Origin of the sequence: Nonomuraea sp. NPDC003560 (assembly GCF_042878785.1) — a bacterium.
Lineage (GTDB): Bacteria > Actinomycetota > Actinomycetes > Streptosporangiales > Streptosporangiaceae > Nonomuraea.
Window position 1 is genome coordinate 95579 of the sequence record NZ_JBIAOF010000001.1, and the last position, 17021, is coordinate 112599.

The following is a 17021-nucleotide window of genomic DNA, read 5'->3' on the forward strand; positions in this document are numbered from 1 at the left end:
AGGTGACCCCTCGCTTGCCTCCAAGGGGTCTGTGCGGTGTGGTCAGAGCATGAGGGAGCGGACGGTGTCTACGGTGTCGGCGTCCTCGGGGCGTTTGTCCGGGCGATAGCGCAGCACCCGGGCGAACCGCAGCGCCATCCCCCCGGGGTAGCGCGGCGAACGCTGCACGCCGTCGAAGGCGATCTCCACCACCAGCTCGGGCCGCAGCTTGACCGCCCACTCGTCGGTGGGGCCGTCGGCGAGTTCGAGGAAGCGTTCGGTCTGCCAGGCCAGCAGCTCGTCGGTGAGCCCCTTGAACGTCTTGCCGAGCATGACGAACCCGCCCTCGGGGTCGCGCGCGCCCAGATGCAGGTTGGACAGCTTGCCCTCGCGCCGGCCATGGCCCCACTCGGCCGCCAGGACGACCAGGTCGAGCGTGTGCCGGGGCTTGACCTTGATCCAGCCCGCGCCGCGCCGGCCGGCCGCGTACGGGGAGGACAGGGACTTCACCACCAGGCCCTCGTGGCCCGCCTTGACCACGTCGGTGAAGAACTTCTCCGCCTCGGCCACATCGGCGGTGATCAGCCGCGGCGTCAGCAGGCCGGGCGGGACGGCGCGGGCCAGGGCCTCCTGGCGCTGCGAGTACGGCAGGTCGAGCAGGTCGGCGCCGTCGGCGCGCAGCGCGTCGAAGAAGAACACGCTGAGCGGGGTCTGCTCGCGCAGCCTGGCGACGTCGGTCTTGCTGGAGACGCGGCTCGCGGTCACCTGGAACGGGTGGGGACGCCCGTCCGGCCGCAGCGCGAGGACCTCGCCGTCGAGCACCAGGTCGGCGGAGTCGAGCCCGAGCACCGCCTCGACCAGCTCGGGCACCTGCGCGGTGATGTCGTCGAGAGTGCGGGTGAAGACCCGCACCTGCGCGCCCGAGCGGTGGGCCTGCACGCGTACGCCGTCGAGCTTCCACTCCAGGGACGCGGGCGAGCCGGCCTTCTCCAGCGCGGCGGCCACGTTGGGCGCGCTGCCGGCGAGCATGGGGGAGACCGGCCGCCCCACCTCCAGCTTGAACGCGTGCAGCGCCGCCACGCCGCCCGTCAGCGCCGCCGCGCCCACGGCGGGCAGCCAGCCGCGCAGGGTGAGCGCCCGCCGCACGTCGGCCGACGGCGCGCCGGACGCCTTGGCCAGCGCTTCGATCATCACGCCGTCGAGGGCGCCCTGGCGCAGCTCGCCGTTGAGCAGCCTGCGCATGAACTGCTGCTCCTGGCTGGTCAGCCCGGCGAACAGCTCGGCGACCAGCGCTCTGCGCGCCGCCTGCGAGCCGGGGCCGGAGACGGCCTTGATCCGGGTCAGCAGCGCGTCGACGGTCGTGAGGGTGGCGGTTGCGGCGAGCTTGGGCTGCGGGACGTCCTCCAGTGAGCGCCAGCCCACGCCGATCTGGCGCTGCGGCAGGTCGCCCGACAGGTAGGCGATGGCGATCTCCGCCTCGTCCGGGCCGACCCGGGCGAGCAGTTCGGCCAGATGCCCGACCTTGCCCAGCCGTGCGGAGGTGCGCGTCACCGCGTCGGAGGTCCGGACCACGTCGATCAGAAGCACACCGCTATCGTGCCTCACCACGCCGACATTTCCCCACCCGATATGTGCCGGGTTCTCCAAAGCAGGGGTAGCCGGGCGGGCCGCCGTCGGCGGCCCGCCCGTTCCCGGTCTAGCTGACGCCGAGCAGGTCGACCACGAAGATCAGCGTCTCGCCGCCCTTGATGCGCGGCGGCGCGCCGCGGTCGCCGTAACCGAGGTGCGGCGGGATGACCAGCTTGCGACGGCCGCCGACCTTCATCCCGGCGACCCCGCGGTCCCAGCCCGCGATGACGCGGCCGCCCCCGAGCGGGAACTCGAACGCCTGGCCGCGGTTCCACGACGCGTCGAACTCCTCCCCGGACGAGAACGAGACACCCACGTAGTGGACGCTGACGTTGTGGCCCGGCTTGGCCTCGGGGCCAGTGCCTTCGACGAGGTCGACGATCTCCAGGTCGGCGGGCGGGTTGCCCTCGGGGAAGTCGATCTCGGGCTTCTCGAGTGCCACGAATGTGCTCCTGTTGACGATGACAATAACCCGACGACTCTATGCCGTCGGGGTACGGCCGTCGTTCATGCCCGCCCCTTTCTCCCGGCGCCGGGCCGCCCGAAGCCGGGAGAAAGGGCACGTCACCGGCGCCGGTGGATCACCAGCTCTGGTGCAGCGGCATGCCCTCGGCGTAACCGGAGGAGCTCTGGATGCCGACGACGGCCTGCTGGTGGAACTCCTCCAGGTTCGCCGCGCCCGCGTACGTGCACGACGACCGCAGGCCCGCGACGATCCCGTCGATCTGGTCCTCCACGCTGGGCCGCTTGGGGTCGAGGTACATGCGCGAGGTCGAGATGCCCTCCTCGAACAGCGCCTTCCTGGCCCGGTCGTAGGCGGAGTCCTCGGCCGTCCTGAGCCGTACGGCGCGGGAGGAGGCCATGCCGAAGTTCTCCTTGTACTTGCGCCCGTCGGCGTCGGTGCGGGCGTCGCCGGGCGACTCGTACGTGCCGGCGAACCACGAGCCGATCATCACGTTGGACGCCCCGGCCGCCAGCGCCAGGGCCACGTCACGGGGGTGCCGGACGCCGCCGTCCGCCCAGACGTGCCTGCCGAGCCGCCGGGCCTCGGCCGAGCATTCGAGCACCGCCGAGAACTGCGGCCGCCCGACGCCGGTCATCATCCGCGTGGTGCACATGGCGCCCGGCCCCACGCCGACCTTGAGGATGTCGGCCCCGGCCTCGACCAGGTCGCGCACGCCCTCGGCGGTCACCACGTTGCCCGCCGCGACCGGCACGCCGGGGTCGAGCGCCCGGACGGCGCGCAGGGCGGCGATCATCTTCTCCTGGTGGCCGTGGGCGGTGTCCACGACCAGGCAGTCGGCCCCGGCCTCCAGCAGTTCCTTGGCCTTGGCGGCGACGTCGCCGTTCACGCCGACGGCCGCGGCGATGCGCAGGCGGCCCTGGGCGTCGAGCGCGGGCTGGTAGAGGGTGGCCCGCAGCGCGCCCGTGCGGGTGAGGATGCCGACCAGCCGGCCCTCGTCGTCCACGATGGGGGCGAGGCGGTGGCGGCCCTCGTGCAGGCGGTCGAAGGCGCCGCGCGGGTCGAGTCCGGCGGGCAGCGTGAGCAGCTCGCTCGACATGACCTCGGACAGCTGCGTGTACATGTCCACGCCCTGGCAGTCGGCCTCGGTCACCACGCCGACGGGCCGGTTGTCCCAGTCGACGACGATGACCGCGTTGTGGGCGCGTTTGGGCAGCAGTTGCAGCGCCTCGCCCACGGTGTCGTGCGGGGTGAGGGTGAGCGGCGTGTCGTGGACCAGGTCGCGCTTCTTGACCCAGTCGACCACGTCGGCGACGACGTCGAGGGGGATGTCCTGGGGGATCACGGTGATCCCGCCGCGGCGGGCCACGGTCTCGGCCATGCGGCGGCCGGCGACCGCGGTCATGTTGGCGACGACTATGGGGATCGTGGTGCCCGTGCCGTCGTTCGTGGAGAGGTCGACCGCGAGCCGCGATCCGACCGAGGAGCGCGACGGCACCATGAACACGTCGCTGTAAGTCAAATCGTAACGAGGCTCTTGGTCGTTGAGAAACTTCACGTTCATCCATCTTATGGGGTGACAGGTCCAACAAGGGGTTTCCCCCGTTCTCCGGGGCTTATGATCGGCCGGGGACACATTTGGGGGAGGTAAGTCGTGGACATCGTCGAACGGGCCGAGCTGACCGTCGTGGGCTTCGCCGTACGCACGACGAACGCCGACGAGGCGGATCCGGCGCGGGCCGCGTTGCCCGCGCTGTGGCAGCGGGCGGGCGCGCCGGGGGCCTTCGCGCACGTGCCGGGCCGCATCGACGAGAACCTCTACGCGGTGCTGACCGACTACGAGAGCGACCACACCGGCGCCTACACGCAGATCGTCGGCATCGGCGTGCGCACGGTGCCGCGCCTGCCCGAGGGCATGGTGGCGGTGCGCGTGCCGGCCGCCAAGTCGATCCGGCTGACGGCCCGCGGGCAGCTGCCGCAGGCGCTGATCGAGGCGTGGCAGCAGGTGTGGCAGCACACCGAGTCGGGCGGCCAGCCCTCCCGCGCCTTCACCACGGACCTGGAGGTCCATCACTTCGAGGGCGCCGACCTCTACGTGGCCGTCTAGGCCCGGGGAGTCACAGGCCGAGCGCCTCGGCCGCCGCCGCGACGGCCGTCGGCTTGACCTCCTCCAGGGGGAGGCCGGCGTACTCGACCGTGCAGTCGGCCATGCCGCCGAGCGCCAGTGTGGCGCGGATCTGCTGGGCCCGCGTGAGGTCGGGGCCGAGCAGCAGGGCGATCAGCTCGCGCCGCCATTCGAACATGCGCTGACCCAGGTCCAGGTAGGCCAGGATCGAGATGTCGCGCACCATCATCCCGGTCACGTCGCGGTGGCGCCACATCAGCTCGAAGTAGTCGTCGAGCAGCGCCCGCGGGTCGCCGGGCTCCTGCCTGGCGGCGAAGCGCTCGAAGTCCTCCACCAGCGGCTGCACGATGCTGCGCACCAGGTCGTCGCGTGAGGCGAAGTGGTAGTAGAGCGCTGGCTTGGTGATGCCCAGCCGGTCGGAGATCTGGCGCAGGCTGGTGTTCTGCACGCCCTGCTCGGCGAACAGCTCGCGGGCCACCGCCTGGATGCGGGACTTTGTGTCACTGGGCATGCCTGAAGTTTATCCCTTACCTACCGTTAAGTAAGGACGCGTGCTAGCGTGGACTTACCAACCGTTAAGTAAGGAGGAGGCCATGAAGGTCCTCATCTCGGGAGCCAGCGTCACCGGGCCGGTGCTGGCGTACTGGCTGACCAGGTACGGCTTCGAGGTCACGGTGGTCGAACGCGCCCCGGCGCTCAGGAAGTCGGGCGGCCACGCGGTGGACCTGTTCCGGCCCGCCATGGACATCGTCGAGAAGATGGGGCTCCTGGAGCCGGTCATGGCGAAGAAGACCGGGACCGACTGGCTCCGGGTCCACCGCGAGGGCCGGGCGCGGCCCGTGGAGCTGGAGCTGCGCCGCATCCTCAGCGCCGTCTCCGACCGGCACGTCGAGATCATGCGCGACGACCTGAGCGAGGTCTTCCACGAGGCCACCCGGCGCGACGCCGCCTATGTCTTCGGCGACTCCATCGCCTCGATCGCCGAGGACGGCGAGGTGCGCTTCGACAGCGGCCGGCAGGACCGCTTCGACCTGGTGATCGGCGCCGACGGACTGCACTCCAACGTGCGCCGCCTGACCTTCGGCCCCGAGGAGCGCTTCGCCACCTGGATCGGCGCGTACCTCGCCGTCGCCTCCGTCCCCGACTTCCTGGGCCTCGACGGCCGGATGGAGGCCCTGGCGGGCGAGGGCTACATGGCCGCCGTCTACAGCGCCGCGCACATGGACGACGCCCGCGCCGGCTTCCTGTTCAGGACGCCCGAGCCGCTCGACTACCACTACCGGGACGTGGCCCGGCAGAAGGAACTGCTGCGCGAGCGGTTCGGCGGCCTCGGCTGGCAGGTCCCCAGGATCCTGGACGAGGTGGACCGCACGTCCGTCTTCTACTTCGACTCCATCACCCAGCTCAGGCTCGACTCCTGGTCGCGCGGCCGGGTGACGCTGGCCGGCGACGCCGGTTACTGCCCCGGGCCGGCCGTGGGCGGCAGCACGAGCCTGGCGGTCGTGGGGGCGTACGTGCTGGCGGGCGAGCTGGCCGCGCACGGCGGCGACCACCGCACGGCCTACCCCGCCTACGAGGCCGAGATCGGCGAGTACGTGCGCCGCAGCCGCGCCTTCGCCCGCCGCGCGGCCAGGGGGATCGTCCCCGGGAGCCGCTTCGACGTGTGGGCGCTCACCCAGGGCATCCGCCTGGTCAGCCACCTGCCGGTCGCCCTTACCAGGGCCGCCACCAGGATCAGCAGCAAGGGGGTGCGCCTGCACGACTCGATCCGGCTCAAGGACTACGCCGCCCACGCGCGCCCGGCGACGTCGTCCCGCCCCTGACGAAGGCTCAGGCCAGCACGCCCTGCTCCCGCAGCTTCTCCGCCTCCGCCGCCGGCAGCCCCCACGCGGACAGGTCCGTGAGGCGGGTGGCTGGCGACAGGTCCGGGTCCGGCACGCCGAGCAGGCGCGGTGCGGGCACCGGATGGGTCACGCCGCCGACCTCGGCGAACGTGCCCCGGGCGACGTTGTGCGGGTGCCGCGCGGCCTCGGCCATGGACAGGACGGGCGAGACGCAGGCGTCCGAGCCCTCGAACAGGGCCTCCCACTCGGCGCGGGTGCGCTTGGCGAACTCCTCGGCCAGCCGGGCCTTGAGCGCGGGCCACTGCGTCCTGTCGTCGCGGTCGGGCAGGCCGGTCAGGCCCATCAGGTTCACCATGGCGTCCCAGAACTGCGGTTCGAGCGAGCCGACGGCCAGGAAGCCGCCGTCGGCGGTCTCGTAGGTGTCGTACTGGGGGGCGCCGGTGTCGAGCAGGTTGGTGCCGCGCGGGCCCCAGAAGCCGCTCTGCGCGGCCTGGTAGAACATCGAGAACAGCAGGGCGGCGCCGTCCACCATGGCGGCGTCGATCACCCGGCCCTTCCCGGTGCGCTCGCGTTCGAACAGGGCCAGCAGCACGCCGTAGGCGAGCATGAGGCCGCCGCCGGCGAAGTCGCCGAGGATGTTGATCGGCGGGGTCGGCTTGCCGCCCTCGCGGCCGAGCATCGACAGCACGCCGGAGATCGCGATGTAGTCGATGTCGTGGCCGGCGGTGGGCGCGAGCGGGCCGTCCTGGCCCCAGCCGGTCATCCGGCCGTAGACCAGCCGCTCGTTCACCGCGTGCAGGTCGGCGGGGCCGATGCCGAGCCGTTCTGCGACGCCGGGACGGAAGACCTCGATCACCACGTCGGCGTTGCGGGCCAGCTCCTTGAAGGCGGCCACGCCCTCGGGCGACTTCAGGTCCAGGCCGATCGTCCGCTTGCCGCGGTCCATGACGTCCGTACGAGGTCGGTCGGAGACGGCCTGCACCCGGTCGACCCGCAGCACCTCGGCGCCGTGGTCGGCCAGCATCATCCCGGCGAACGGCCCCGGGGCCAGCCCCGCGAGCTCCAGCACGCGCACTCCGGCCAGCGGGCCGCCACTACCCTTCGACATGGACATCTCCTCGACAGTCGCACAGGCAAACGGTTGGCTTCACGGCTCCGAACCTGCCTCAGTAGAACAACATTCGGCAAGTCGTGGCAAGCGGCCTTTTGCGTCCTTCCCGCGAACTCGTGGGAGGTATGGGAAACTTGCCCACTGTTCGGGTGGTCTACAGATCGCCGGCGTCCAGCGGCTGTCTGCAGCAGGCGCTCGCGCCGCTACAGGGGTAGGACATGGTTTCGGAGAGCAACCGGCTTGTCGCCAGGCGCTACCAGTTACGGCGTGAACTGGGCCGCGGGGGTATGGGCGTCGTCTGGGAGGGCTACGACACGCTGCTCAACCGGCAGGTGGCCATCAAGGAGGTGTTGCTGCCCGAGGGGTTGTCGCCGGGCGAGCAGGAGCGCCACCTCATGCGCACCGCCCGCGAGGCCCGTACGGCGGCCAAGCTCAACCACCCCTCCGTGGTCGCGGTCTACGACGTGGTCGAGGAGGGCGGCCGGCCCTGGATCGTCATGGAGCTGGTCGCGCACCCCTCGCTCGAAGAGGTCGTGGCCACCTCGGGGGCCCTGCCCGTGCGGCAGGCGGCCGACGTGGGCCGCCAGGTGCTGTCGGCGCTCAGAGCCGCCCACGAGGCCGGGATCCTGCACAGGGACGTCAAGCCCGCCAACATCCTGCTCGCCGACGACGGCCGCGCGGTGCTGATGGACTTCGGCATCGCCACGGTCGAGGGCGACGCCTCGCTGACCAGGACGGGCATGGTGACCGGCTCGCCCAGCTTCCTGGCCCCCGAACGGGTGCGCGCGGACGAGGCCGGACCGCCCTCCGACCTGTGGTCGCTCGGCGCGACGCTGTTCGCCGCGATGGTCGGCCGCTCGCCCTTCGACCGCGGCGAGGCCATGGCGACGATCAACGCGCTGCTCAACGAGGAGCCCGACTACCGGCGCATCCCGCCGGTCATGCACCCGATCCTGAAGGGCCTGCTGCGCAAGGAGCCCGCCGACCGGGTGGACGCCGAGGAGGCCGACCGGCTGCTCGCGGCCATCGAGGTGGCGGCCAAGCCCGCCTACACCGACCTGCCGGAGAAGAAGCCGGGCAGCGGGCGCGGGCGGGCCGTGCTGGCCGTGGCCGCCGCCGCCGTCGTGGTCGTCGCGGGCGGCGCGGTCGCCTACTTCAAGCTCGCCACGCCCGCCGAGGGCGCTCCGCGCACCGCCCAGCCGGCCGCCGCGGCCAGCCCGCTGAGCCCGTCACCCTCGCAGCAGCCCACGACGAGCCGGACGCCGTCGGCGACCCCCACGCCGACCGTGCGGCGGGTGCGCCCGGCCGTACGGGCGTGGACCTCGCGGGAGGGCTGGTCGATCCTGCGCCCGATCGGCTGGCGGGGCGCGCTGCGCGAGTCCGTCACCGAGTGGACGCGCCGCGACGGCAACGCCCACCTCGGCGTGGAGGCCCTGTACTCCAGCCTCGACGCCAACCAGATCCTGCGCGACTCGGAGGAGACGCTGCGGCAGGAGGGCCAGGAGGTGATCAGCCGCGGCCGCCGCGTGGTCAACCACCGGGGCGTCAAGGCGGTCGAGTGGGAGTTCTCCTGGACCGCCGCCAGCGCCGCCGGCACCCACTGGATCAGGCCGGGCATGACCTACCACGAGGTGCGCCGCGCGGTGGTGTCCGGCGAGACGGCCTACATCCTGTCCTGGACGGTCACCCAGGACCAGTGGCTGCGCAACAGGGCCCTGATGCGACAGGTGATCGACAGCTTTACGGTGAAGGCATGAGCCCCTGGAACCTGCTCGCCCTGCCGCCGCTCCCCGAGGAGGCGACGCGCGGCCTGCTCGCCCCGCTCGGCGACCGGGTGACGGTCCGCGTGCCCGCCACCCGCGACCGGGCCGGGCTGCTGGCCGCGCTGCCCGAGGCCGAGATCGTGCTCGGCGACTGGACCTCCACGCTCGTGCTCGACGCCGAGGCGGTCAAGCACGCGCCCGCGCTGGCCTTCGTGCAGCAGCCCTCGGTGGGCGTCGACGGCCACGACCTGGCCGCCCTGGCCGAGGCCGGGGTGCCGCTGGCCAACACGCCGGGCGTCAGCGCCGTCGCGGTGTCGGAGTGGTGCCTGGCCGCCACGCTGTCGCTGTCGCGCCGGCTGGGGGCCGCCGACGCCGCCGTGCGCGCGGGGGAGTGGCCGCAGCAGGGCCTGCGCCCGCGCGAGCTGAGCGGCCGCCGGGTCGGCGTCGTCGGGTACGGCCCGATCGGCGAGAACTGCGTGCGCCTGTTCGGCGCCCTGGGCTGCGAGGTCTCCTACTGGACCAGGTCCCCGCGGCAGGCGCCGGGCCGCGCCGACCTGGAGACGCTGGTGGCCGCCAGCGACGTGCTGGTGGTGGTGATCGCGCTGTCGGAGGAGACCCGCGGGCTGATCGACCCGCGCCGCATGAAGCAGGGCGCGCTGCTGGTCAACGCGGCCAGGGGCGGGGTCGTCGACCAGGCGGCGCTGGTCGCCGCGCTGCGCGACGGGCACCTCGGCGGGGCCGCGCTCGACGTGTTCGACACCGAGCCGCTGCCCGCCGGCGACCCGCTGCGCGATCTGCCGGACGTGCTGCTGTCGCCGCACGCCGCCGGGGTGACGCCCGAGGCGACGACGCGCCTGCTCACGGCCGTGCTGGACAACCTCACGGCGGCACTGGAGGGACGAGAGGTGCGTGCCGTGCTCAATGGGATCTCACCCCTGGTTCGACGTAGATTTCCGCATTTGCCTGCCACATAGGCGTTTCACCTGGCACGATGAACAGTTTTCGTGTCTTTAACGACCCCGGTCTGTTCGAGGCGGGCTGCGGGAGATACGGTCTTACGGACGATCTCTACCAGCTCAAGGGGGTGCTTCCGTGACGACGACGATGTCGACACACCAACGGGCAGTAGAGCAGATCCGGCAGTCCTACGCCGAGATCCCCGGCGACGCCGCTCCCCGGTTGGCCAAGTCCACGTCCAACCTGTTCAGGTTCCGTGACGGAGGCAGGACGGCCAAGCTGTCGGCCCGAGACCTCGACGAGGTCATCAGCGTGGACCCGGCGACGATGACGGCCGAGGTCCAGGGCATGACCACCTACGAGCACCTCGTCGAGGCCACGTTGCCGCACGGGCTCATGCCGTACGTGGTGCCGCAGCTCAAGACGATCACGCTCGGCGGCGCCGTCACCGGCCTCGGCATCGAGTCGACCAGCTTCCGGGACGGCCTGCCGCACGAGTCGGTCGAGGAACTGGAGATCCTCACCGGCGACGGCCGCATCGTCGTGGCCCGTGACGACAACGAGCACCAGGATCTGTTCCGCGCCTTCCCCAACTCCTACGGGACGCTCGGCTACGCCCTGCGCATCCGGATCAAGCTCCGCAAGGTCCAGCCGTACGTGCACCTGACGCACATCAGGTTCACCGACGCGGCCAAGTGCATGCTGGCCATGCAGGAGATCTGCGACAGCATGGTGCACGACGGCGAGCAGGTCGACTTCGTGGACGGCGTCTTCTTCGACCCGGAGGAGATGTACATCACGCTGGGCCGCTTCGCCGACCGCGCGCCCTACGTCTCCGACTACACCGGCATGCGCATCTACTACCAGTCGATCAGGCAGCGCAGCCGCGACTGGCTGAGCATCCACGACTACCTGTGGCGCTGGGACACCGACTGGTTCTGGTGCTCGCGGGCGTTCGGCGTGCAGCAGCCGGTGGTCCGCTCGCTGATGCCGCGCCGCTGGATGCGCTCCGACGTCTACCGCAGGCTCGTCGCCCTCGACCGGCGGACCGGCCTGACCGCCCGCATCGACCGCTGGCGCGACCAGCCCGTCCAGGAGTCGGTCATCCAGGACGTCGAGGTGCCGGTCGAGCGCGGCGCGCAGTTCCTGGAGTTCTTCCACGACAAGGTGGGCATGACCCCCGTCTGGATGTGCCCGCTGCGGTCGAGCTCCCAGTGGCCGCTGTACCCGCTGGAGCCCGGGAAGCTCTACGTCAACTTCGGCTTCTGGGGCATGGTCCCGCTGCCCCGCGGCCAGTTCGACGGCTACTACAACAGGCTCATCGAGGACTCGGTACACGAGCTGGACGGCCACAAGTCGCTCTACTCGACCTCCTTCTACGCCCGTGAGCAGTTCTGGGAGCTGTACAACGGTGATGCTTATTGGCCGGTCAAGCGGGAATACGACCCGAACGGTCGCCTGCTGGACCTGTACGAAAAGTGTGTACGGGGAAGGTGAGCATGGCTCTCGCAAGCATCTTTGAGAAGATCGTCGGCTCTGACGCGAACATCTCGTTCATGGCCTATGACGGCAGCAAGGCCGGTCCCGACGGCGCCGACCTCGGTCTTGAGGTCAAGTCGCCCATCGCGGTGGCCTACCTGGCACAGGCCCCCGGGGAACTGGGTCTGGCCAGGGCGTACATCTCGGGGCACATCGATGTGCACGGCGACTTGTACACCCTGCTCGACCGCATGTGGAACATCACCACCAACGACCTGACCGCGGGCGAGAAGCTGGCCGCCGTACGGTCGCTGGGCGTCAAGCCGTTGCTGATGCGGGTGCCGCCGCCTCCGCAGGAGGTGCGTCAGAGCGCCCTGGCCCGGCTCGGCTCGCGGCACGCCAAGCAGCGTGACGCCGAGGCGATCCACCACCACTACGACGTGTCCAACCGGTTCTACCGGTGGGTGCTGGGGCCGTCCATGGCCTACACGTGCGCGACCTACCCCGAGGAGGGCGCGACGCTGGAGGAGGCCCAGTACACGAAGTTCGACCTGGTGGCCAGGAAGCTCGACCTCAAGCCGGGCATGCGCCTGCTCGACGTCGGCTGCGGCTGGGGCGGCATGGTCATCCACGCCGCCAAGCACTACGGCGTCAAGGCGCTGGGCGTGACGCTGAGCCGCCAGCAGGCCGAGTGGGCGCAGAAGGCGATCGCCGACGAGGGCCTCCAGGACCTCGCCGAAGTGCGCTTCATGGACTACCGCGACGTGCGGGAGACCGGTTTCGACGCGGTCAGCTCCATCGGCCTGACCGAGCACATCGGCAAGGACAACGTCCCGTCGTACTTCGAGTTCCTCTACGGCAAGCTCAAGCCCGGCGGCCGGCTGCTCAACCACTGCATCACCCGTCCGACGGGCAAGGAGAAGACGTTCAACAAGGGCGGCTTCATCAACCGCTACGTCTTCCCCGACGGCGAGCTGGAGTCGGTGGGCTGGCTGATCAGGCAGATGGAGGACATCGGCTTCGAGATCCGCCACGAGGAGAACCTGCGCGAGCACTACGCCAAGACCCTGCGCCACTGGTGCGACAACCTCGACGCCAACTGGGACGAGGCCGTCCAGGAGGTCGGGATGGGCACGGCCAGGGTTTGGGCCCTGTACATGGCGGGCTGCATTGTGGGCTTCGAGCGCAACAAGGTCCAGCTGCACCAGGTGCTGGGCGTCAAGCTCGACGACGACGGCCGGTCCGGTGTGCAGCTGCGCCCGGCGGTCAACTGGCCGTGACGGGCGGGAGAGGGCCCATCGCCCTCTCCCCACGGCTCACCCCGCCCCAAGGCGCGGTCCGAGCGGCCGGCCCCCTGGGTGTGTCCGGGGTCAGAGGTGGCCCACGGCGGTGACGGGCGCGCGGGTGCGCGGGCACGACCAGGTCGCGACGCCGTCCACCACCGTCGCGGCCAGCGGGTGGGTGCCGGGATGCTCGGGGCACTCCGGCCACACCGCGGGCAGCCCCTGACCCCACAGCGCCTCGACCGCCCACTCCTGCGCCTGGTCGGCGAGGTCGGCCACCTGCTCGGCCGGGCCGCCGGCGACGCCGAGGCGCAGGCCCACGCCGCTGCCGTCGGGCGCGAACAGCATGAGCACCCGCTCGCCGCCCCAGAGCGGCGTCTCCTCCCGCAGGTCCGGACGCACCCCGCAGGTGGCGCGCAGGTCGCGGAGCACGGGCAGCAGCGCGTCGGGGATCGGCTCGTCCACACCCCGGATCCTAGACGTCCCCCGGCCGGGTCCCTGAACGGCGCTTGGCGTCGCCCGGCGTAGCGTGGTCTCACGGCCGGAAGGAGGGGCGGACGGTGACGGCTGGGAACAAGATTCGGGTGCGCCGGGTCTACGAGGAGCCCGCGCCGGACGACGGCGCGCGGGTGCTGGTCGACCGGCTGTGGCCGCGCGGGCTGGCCAAGGCCGACGCCCATCTCGACGAATGGTGCAAGCAGGTCGCTCCCTCCACCGAGCTGCGCACCTGGTACCGGCACGACCCCGACCGGTTCGCGGAGTTCGGCGACCGCTACCGGGACGAGCTGGCCGAGCCTGAGCGGGCCGAGGCGGTCGCCCACCTGCGCGAGCTCGCCGGGAAGGGCCCGCTGACCCTGCTCACCGCCACCAGGCAGCCCGAGATCAGCGAGGCCGCGGTGCTCGCCGAACTGCTCGGCGCCTGACCGCCGGGGACGCTCAGCGGGCGGAGGGCCCGCCGGCGGCCAGGCCGTCGAGCGTGCGGGTGAGGAAGTGCCAGCTCAGCTCGGCGTCGCGGGTGTGGCCGTGCGGGGCGCGGAACAGGGCGACGTACTGGGCCACGTCGTCGAGGCTCCAGCGCAGCCGGTAGAGGGCCAGGGCGGCAGGGTCGGGCGTACGGCCGGTGGCGGCCGCGTACCTGGCCAGGTCGCCGGGGGTCCTGGCGACCAGCCACAGGTCCCGTTCCGGCACGGCCAGGCCGACGGTGTCCCAGTCGATCAGCAGGCAGCGGTCCTCGTGCCGGAGCACGTTGCCGGGGTGGGGTTCGCCGTGGGTGACGACGGGCGGGCCGAGGTCGCGGCAGCCGCGGTCGAAGTCGCGCAGCCGGGCGTGCAGGGTTCCGGCGTGCCGGTCGAGCAGGGCTCGGGCCCGCTCGGCGTACGGGCCGCCGGTCCACGGGCGGCCGGTCTCGTCGAGGGCCCGCTCCAGCGCCGCCCGTCCGGCCGGCTGCAGGGGGCGGGACGGGGTGGATGGGGGCGGGGGCGTGCCGTGCAGCTCGGCCAGCAGGTCGATGACCTGGGCGCGGTCGTGCTCGGCCGGCTCGTCGTCGAAGCCGCCGGTGACGCCGTCGACGAACGGGAAGACGCTCAGCGCGTACCGGGCGGCGAGCGGGCGGAGCAGCGCGCCGCCGTCGAGGTCCGGCACGGGCGCGACCACGAACTTCAGGGTCGCTGACAGCGCCGCCGCCGTCTCCAGCGCCCGGCCCAGCTCCCCGAACGCCACCCGCGCCCCTTCGCCCAGGCCACCGGCCGCCCGTGGCTCGCGGGGGAGGGGGGCATTCGGTGCGGAGGGCAGGGTGGCGGCGGTGAGGAACCAGCGTTGTCCGTCGGCGCCGGTCGCGATCCAGTGGTGGTCGCCGAAGCCCACCGGCGCGTGCGCCAGCCCGACGGCCTTGATCCCCCACGCCTCCAGGGCGGGCGCCAGCAGCGATTCGTCCAGATCCGCGGGCTTGTCACGCATCCGGCCACATTAGCGACCGCCCTCGCCGCCGGGCATCCCGATTAACAGCTCCATGGCCGCCAGCACGTCGTCCACCGTGAGGTCCGCCGGGGGAGCCGCCGCGCCCGTCCCGCGGTCGATCCAGATCGTCCGCAGTCCGGCCGCGCGTCCGCCCGCGATGTCCTTCTCCGGGTCGTCGCCCACCATCCACCCGCCCGCCGGCACGGCTCCGCACCGGTCGGCGGCGATCCGGAACAGCCGCGCGCCGGGTTTGCGCACGCCCTCCGCGCCGGAGATCGCCCACCCGTCCACCCGCTCGGCCAGCCCGGTACGCCGGATCTTGCCCGTCTGGTTGTCGGCCATCCCGTTCGTCACGATCCCGACCGCCCACCCCGCCGCCCGCAGCCGGTCGAGCCCCGCCAGCACCTCGGCACGGCACTCCACCAGCCACGGCAGCCTGGCCCGGTAGGCCCGCCACAACTCCTCGACGGGCTCGGCAAGCGCGAAGCGCTCGCGTACGCGGGCGAAGAAGGCGTCCATCGGCACGGACCCGTCGGCGTCCAGCCGTACCAGCCAGTCCACGGCGTCCGGGCCCAGCCGGCGCCCCGCGGCGAACTCGGCCGCCCACAGCCGGAACGCCGCCAGCCGGTCGATCAGCGTGTTGTCCAGGTCGAACAGCACGAGCGGGCGGGCCTCGGTGATCGGCTCAGCGGTCGGCTCAGCGGTCGGCTCGGTGATCGGCGCAGCGGGCGGCGCGGCCGGAAGGCGCGGGCCGGGGCCCGCGCCGCGGCCGGTCAGCGGAGCTCGCGCTTGAGGATCTTGCCCGTGGCCGTCATCGGCAGGGCGTCGCGGAACTCGACGATCCTCGGGTACTTGTAGGCCGCCATGTTCTCCTTGGCCCAGGCGATCAGCTCGTCCTCGGTGACCGACGAGCCGGGCGTGCGGATGACGTACGCCTTGACCTCCTCGCCGTGCGACTCGTGCGGGACGCCCACGACCGCCGCCAGGGACACCGCCTCGTGGGTCATGAGCACCTCCTCCAGCTCGCGCGGGTAGACGTTGAAGCCGCCCCGGATGATCATGTCCTTGGCCCGGTCGATGATGGCGTAGTAGCCGTCGGCGTCGCGGGTGGCGATGTCGCCGGTGCGGAACCAGCCGTCCTTGAGCACCTCGGCCGTCGCCTCCGGGCGGCCGTAGTAGCCCTTCATGACGTTGTGGCCGCGGATGGCGATCTCGCCGGGGCCCTCGCCCTCGACCGTCTTCCAGTCGCCGTCGATCAGCTTCATCTCCACGCCCCAGATGGGCGTGCCGATCGTGCCGGGCTTGGTGGGCCGTCCGAGCTGGTTGAAGCTGGCCACGGGGGAGGTTTCCGACAGGCCGTACCCCTCCAGGATGCCGATGCCGAAGGTCTGCTCGAAGTCCTTCAGCACCTCCACCGGCGAGGACGCGCCGCCGGCCACGGCCACCTTCAGGCTGCGCGGCACCTCGGCGCCCTCGGCGTGGATCTTCGTGAGCATGCCCCAGTACATCGTCGGGACGCCGGCGAAGGTCGTCACGCTCTCCTTGCGCATGAGCTCCAGGGCCTCGCCCGGCTCGAAGCGCGGCATCAGCACGACCGTCGCGCCGCGCATGAAGGCGGTGTTCATGACGGTCGTCTGGCCGAAGGAGTGGAACAGGGGCAGCACCGCGAGGTAGGTGTCGCCGCCCTCGCTGCGCGGGAACATCCGGTCGCTGATCAGGGCGTTCATCAGCATGTTCTGGTGGCTGAGCTCGGCGCCCTTGGGCTGGCCCGTGGTGCCCGAGGTGTAGAGGATCACGGCGGTGTCTTCGGGGTCGGTCTGCACCGTCTCGAAGTCGGCCGGCACGCCGTTGAGCGCCGCCCACACCGTCTCGCCGTACGGGGACTCGGTGGCCAGCGGGGTGGCGGGCAGCACGAAGAAGTGCTCGCAGCCGTCCGCGGCCTCGAAGCCCGCCTTGCCGCGCTCGCCCAGCGGCAGCTCCGGCGAGCCCTCGAAGCAGAACAGCGCCTTGGCGTCGCTGTCGTCGAGGTGGTAGGCGATCTCCCGGCCCTGCAGCAGCACGTTCAGCGGCACCACGGTGGCGCCGGCCTTGAGGATGCCGAAGTAGACGAACGGGAAGTACGGCAGGTTGGGACAGGCCAGCGCCACCTTGTCGCCCTTGCCGATGCCCCGCGACACCAGCAGGTTCGCCACCTGGCGGGCGACAGTGTCGATCATGCCGTACGGCAGGCGCATGTCGCCGAAGACGATCGCCGTGCCGTCGGGGTTGTTTCTGGCGCTGTCCTCCAGGACGACCGACAAGTTGAGCATGAACGCCTTCCTCCTCTGTACGCGCTTGCCCGCCATCTTGGCATCACCCCATACCGACCGGTAGGTAACCAAGGTTACAGATGCATATGGACGCGAAAGCTCACCTGGAGTAAGCAAGTGGCA

General features: G+C 71.8%; 16 protein-coding genes. 7 read left to right on the top strand and 9 right to left on the bottom strand.

The features are described from left to right. Positions 1-42 precede the first annotated feature (42 nt). The 3 genes from ACFYUV_RS00510 to ACFYUV_RS00520 all read right to left on the bottom strand — a co-directional run bounded on the left by ACFYUV_RS00510 (position 43) and on the right by ACFYUV_RS00520 (position 3629). Positions 43-1566 carry an ATP-dependent DNA ligase gene (locus ACFYUV_RS00510; protein WP_387663497.1) on the bottom strand — a complete coding sequence of 508 codons (1524 nt, stop codon included), beginning with the start codon at positions 1564-1566 and terminating at the stop codon, positions 43-45. 109 nt (positions 1567-1675) lie between these two features. Next, entirely contained in the window at positions 1676-2050 is a 375-nt protein-coding gene (locus ACFYUV_RS00515; RefSeq protein ID WP_352357863.1) for an FKBP-type peptidyl-prolyl cis-trans isomerase, read from the bottom strand. A 139-nt stretch (positions 2051-2189) separates the two neighbouring features. Then, positions 2190-3629, bottom strand: coding sequence for a GuaB1 family IMP dehydrogenase-related protein (locus ACFYUV_RS00520; protein WP_387663500.1), 1440 nt, complete (start codon positions 3627-3629; stop codon positions 2190-2192). Positions 3630-3725: 96 nt separating this feature from the next. Between ACFYUV_RS00520 and ACFYUV_RS00525 the strand changes: the two genes are divergently transcribed. Beyond that, entirely contained in the window at positions 3726-4178 is a 453-nt protein-coding gene (locus ACFYUV_RS00525; protein WP_387663502.1) for a GyrI-like domain-containing protein, read from the top strand. A gap of 10 nt (positions 4179-4188) precedes the next feature. Here the strand turns inward: ACFYUV_RS00525 and ACFYUV_RS00530 are convergent, their stop codons facing one another. Beyond that, on the bottom strand, positions 4189-4707 hold the full coding sequence (locus tag ACFYUV_RS00530) for a helix-turn-helix domain-containing protein (protein ID WP_364329365.1): 519 nt from the start codon (positions 4705-4707) through the stop codon (positions 4189-4191). Between the two features lie 82 nt (positions 4708-4789). Between ACFYUV_RS00530 and ACFYUV_RS00535 the strand changes: the two genes are divergently transcribed. After that, a complete protein-coding gene (locus tag ACFYUV_RS00535; protein ID WP_387663504.1) occupies positions 4790-6019 on the top strand; it encodes an FAD-dependent monooxygenase in 1230 nt (409 codons plus the stop codon). 7 nt (positions 6020-6026) lie between these two features. Here ACFYUV_RS00535 and ACFYUV_RS00540 read toward each other — a convergent pair whose 3' ends face one another. Then, complete coding sequence (locus tag ACFYUV_RS00540) at positions 6027-7148, bottom strand: CaiB/BaiF CoA transferase family protein (RefSeq protein ID WP_387663506.1); 1122 nt, start codon at positions 7146-7148, stop codon at positions 6027-6029. A 221-nt stretch (positions 7149-7369) separates the two neighbouring features. Between ACFYUV_RS00540 and ACFYUV_RS00545 the strand changes: the two genes are divergently transcribed. From ACFYUV_RS00545 to ACFYUV_RS00560, 4 genes are all read left to right on the top strand, one after another. Continuing rightward, positions 7370-8908: a protein kinase gene (locus ACFYUV_RS00545; RefSeq protein ID WP_387663508.1), complete on the top strand. Its 1539-nt coding sequence runs from the start codon at positions 7370-7372 to the stop codon at positions 8906-8908. After that, positions 8905-9888, top strand: coding sequence for an NAD(P)-dependent oxidoreductase (locus tag ACFYUV_RS00550; protein WP_387663510.1), 984 nt, complete (start codon positions 8905-8907; stop codon positions 9886-9888). Before ACFYUV_RS00545 ends, ACFYUV_RS00550 begins: the two co-directional genes overlap by 4 nt. A 130-nt stretch (positions 9889-10018) precedes the next feature. Further along, a complete protein-coding gene (locus tag ACFYUV_RS00555; protein WP_364329616.1) occupies positions 10019-11368 on the top strand; it encodes an FAD-binding oxidoreductase in 1350 nt (449 codons plus the stop codon). A 2-nt stretch (positions 11369-11370) separates the two neighbouring features. Beyond that, positions 11371-12630, top strand: a complete 1260-nt coding sequence (locus tag ACFYUV_RS00560) for a cyclopropane-fatty-acyl-phospholipid synthase family protein (RefSeq protein WP_352357847.1) — start codon at positions 11371-11373, stop codon at positions 12628-12630. A gap of 90 nt (positions 12631-12720) precedes the next feature. Here the strand turns inward: ACFYUV_RS00560 and ACFYUV_RS00565 are convergent, their stop codons facing one another. After that, the gene (locus ACFYUV_RS00565) at positions 12721-13098 is read right to left on the bottom strand and encodes a hypothetical protein (RefSeq protein WP_387663512.1); all 378 of its coding nucleotides are present in this window, start codon (positions 13096-13098) and stop codon (positions 12721-12723) included. 95 nt (positions 13099-13193) lie between these two features. Between ACFYUV_RS00565 and ACFYUV_RS00570 the strand changes: the two genes are divergently transcribed. Next, entirely contained in the window at positions 13194-13556 is a 363-nt protein-coding gene (locus ACFYUV_RS00570) for a DUF488 domain-containing protein (RefSeq protein WP_387663514.1), read from the top strand. 13 nt (positions 13557-13569) lie between these two features. On the opposite strand, the gene ACFYUV_RS00575 is transcribed toward ACFYUV_RS00570, so the two are convergent. The 3 genes from ACFYUV_RS00575 to ACFYUV_RS00585 all read right to left on the bottom strand — a co-directional run bounded on the left by ACFYUV_RS00575 (position 13570) and on the right by ACFYUV_RS00585 (position 16898). Continuing rightward, positions 13570-14589: a phosphotransferase gene (locus tag ACFYUV_RS00575; protein WP_387663516.1), complete on the bottom strand. Its 1020-nt coding sequence runs from the start codon at positions 14587-14589 to the stop codon at positions 13570-13572. Positions 14590-14598: 9 nt separating this feature from the next. Next, a complete protein-coding gene (locus ACFYUV_RS00580; protein ID WP_387663518.1) occupies positions 14599-15249 on the bottom strand; it encodes an HAD family hydrolase in 651 nt (216 codons plus the stop codon). 113 nt (positions 15250-15362) lie between these two features. Continuing rightward, complete coding sequence (locus ACFYUV_RS00585) at positions 15363-16898, bottom strand: long-chain fatty acid--CoA ligase (protein WP_387663520.1); 1536 nt, start codon at positions 16896-16898, stop codon at positions 15363-15365. Positions 16899-17021 lie beyond the last annotated feature (123 nt).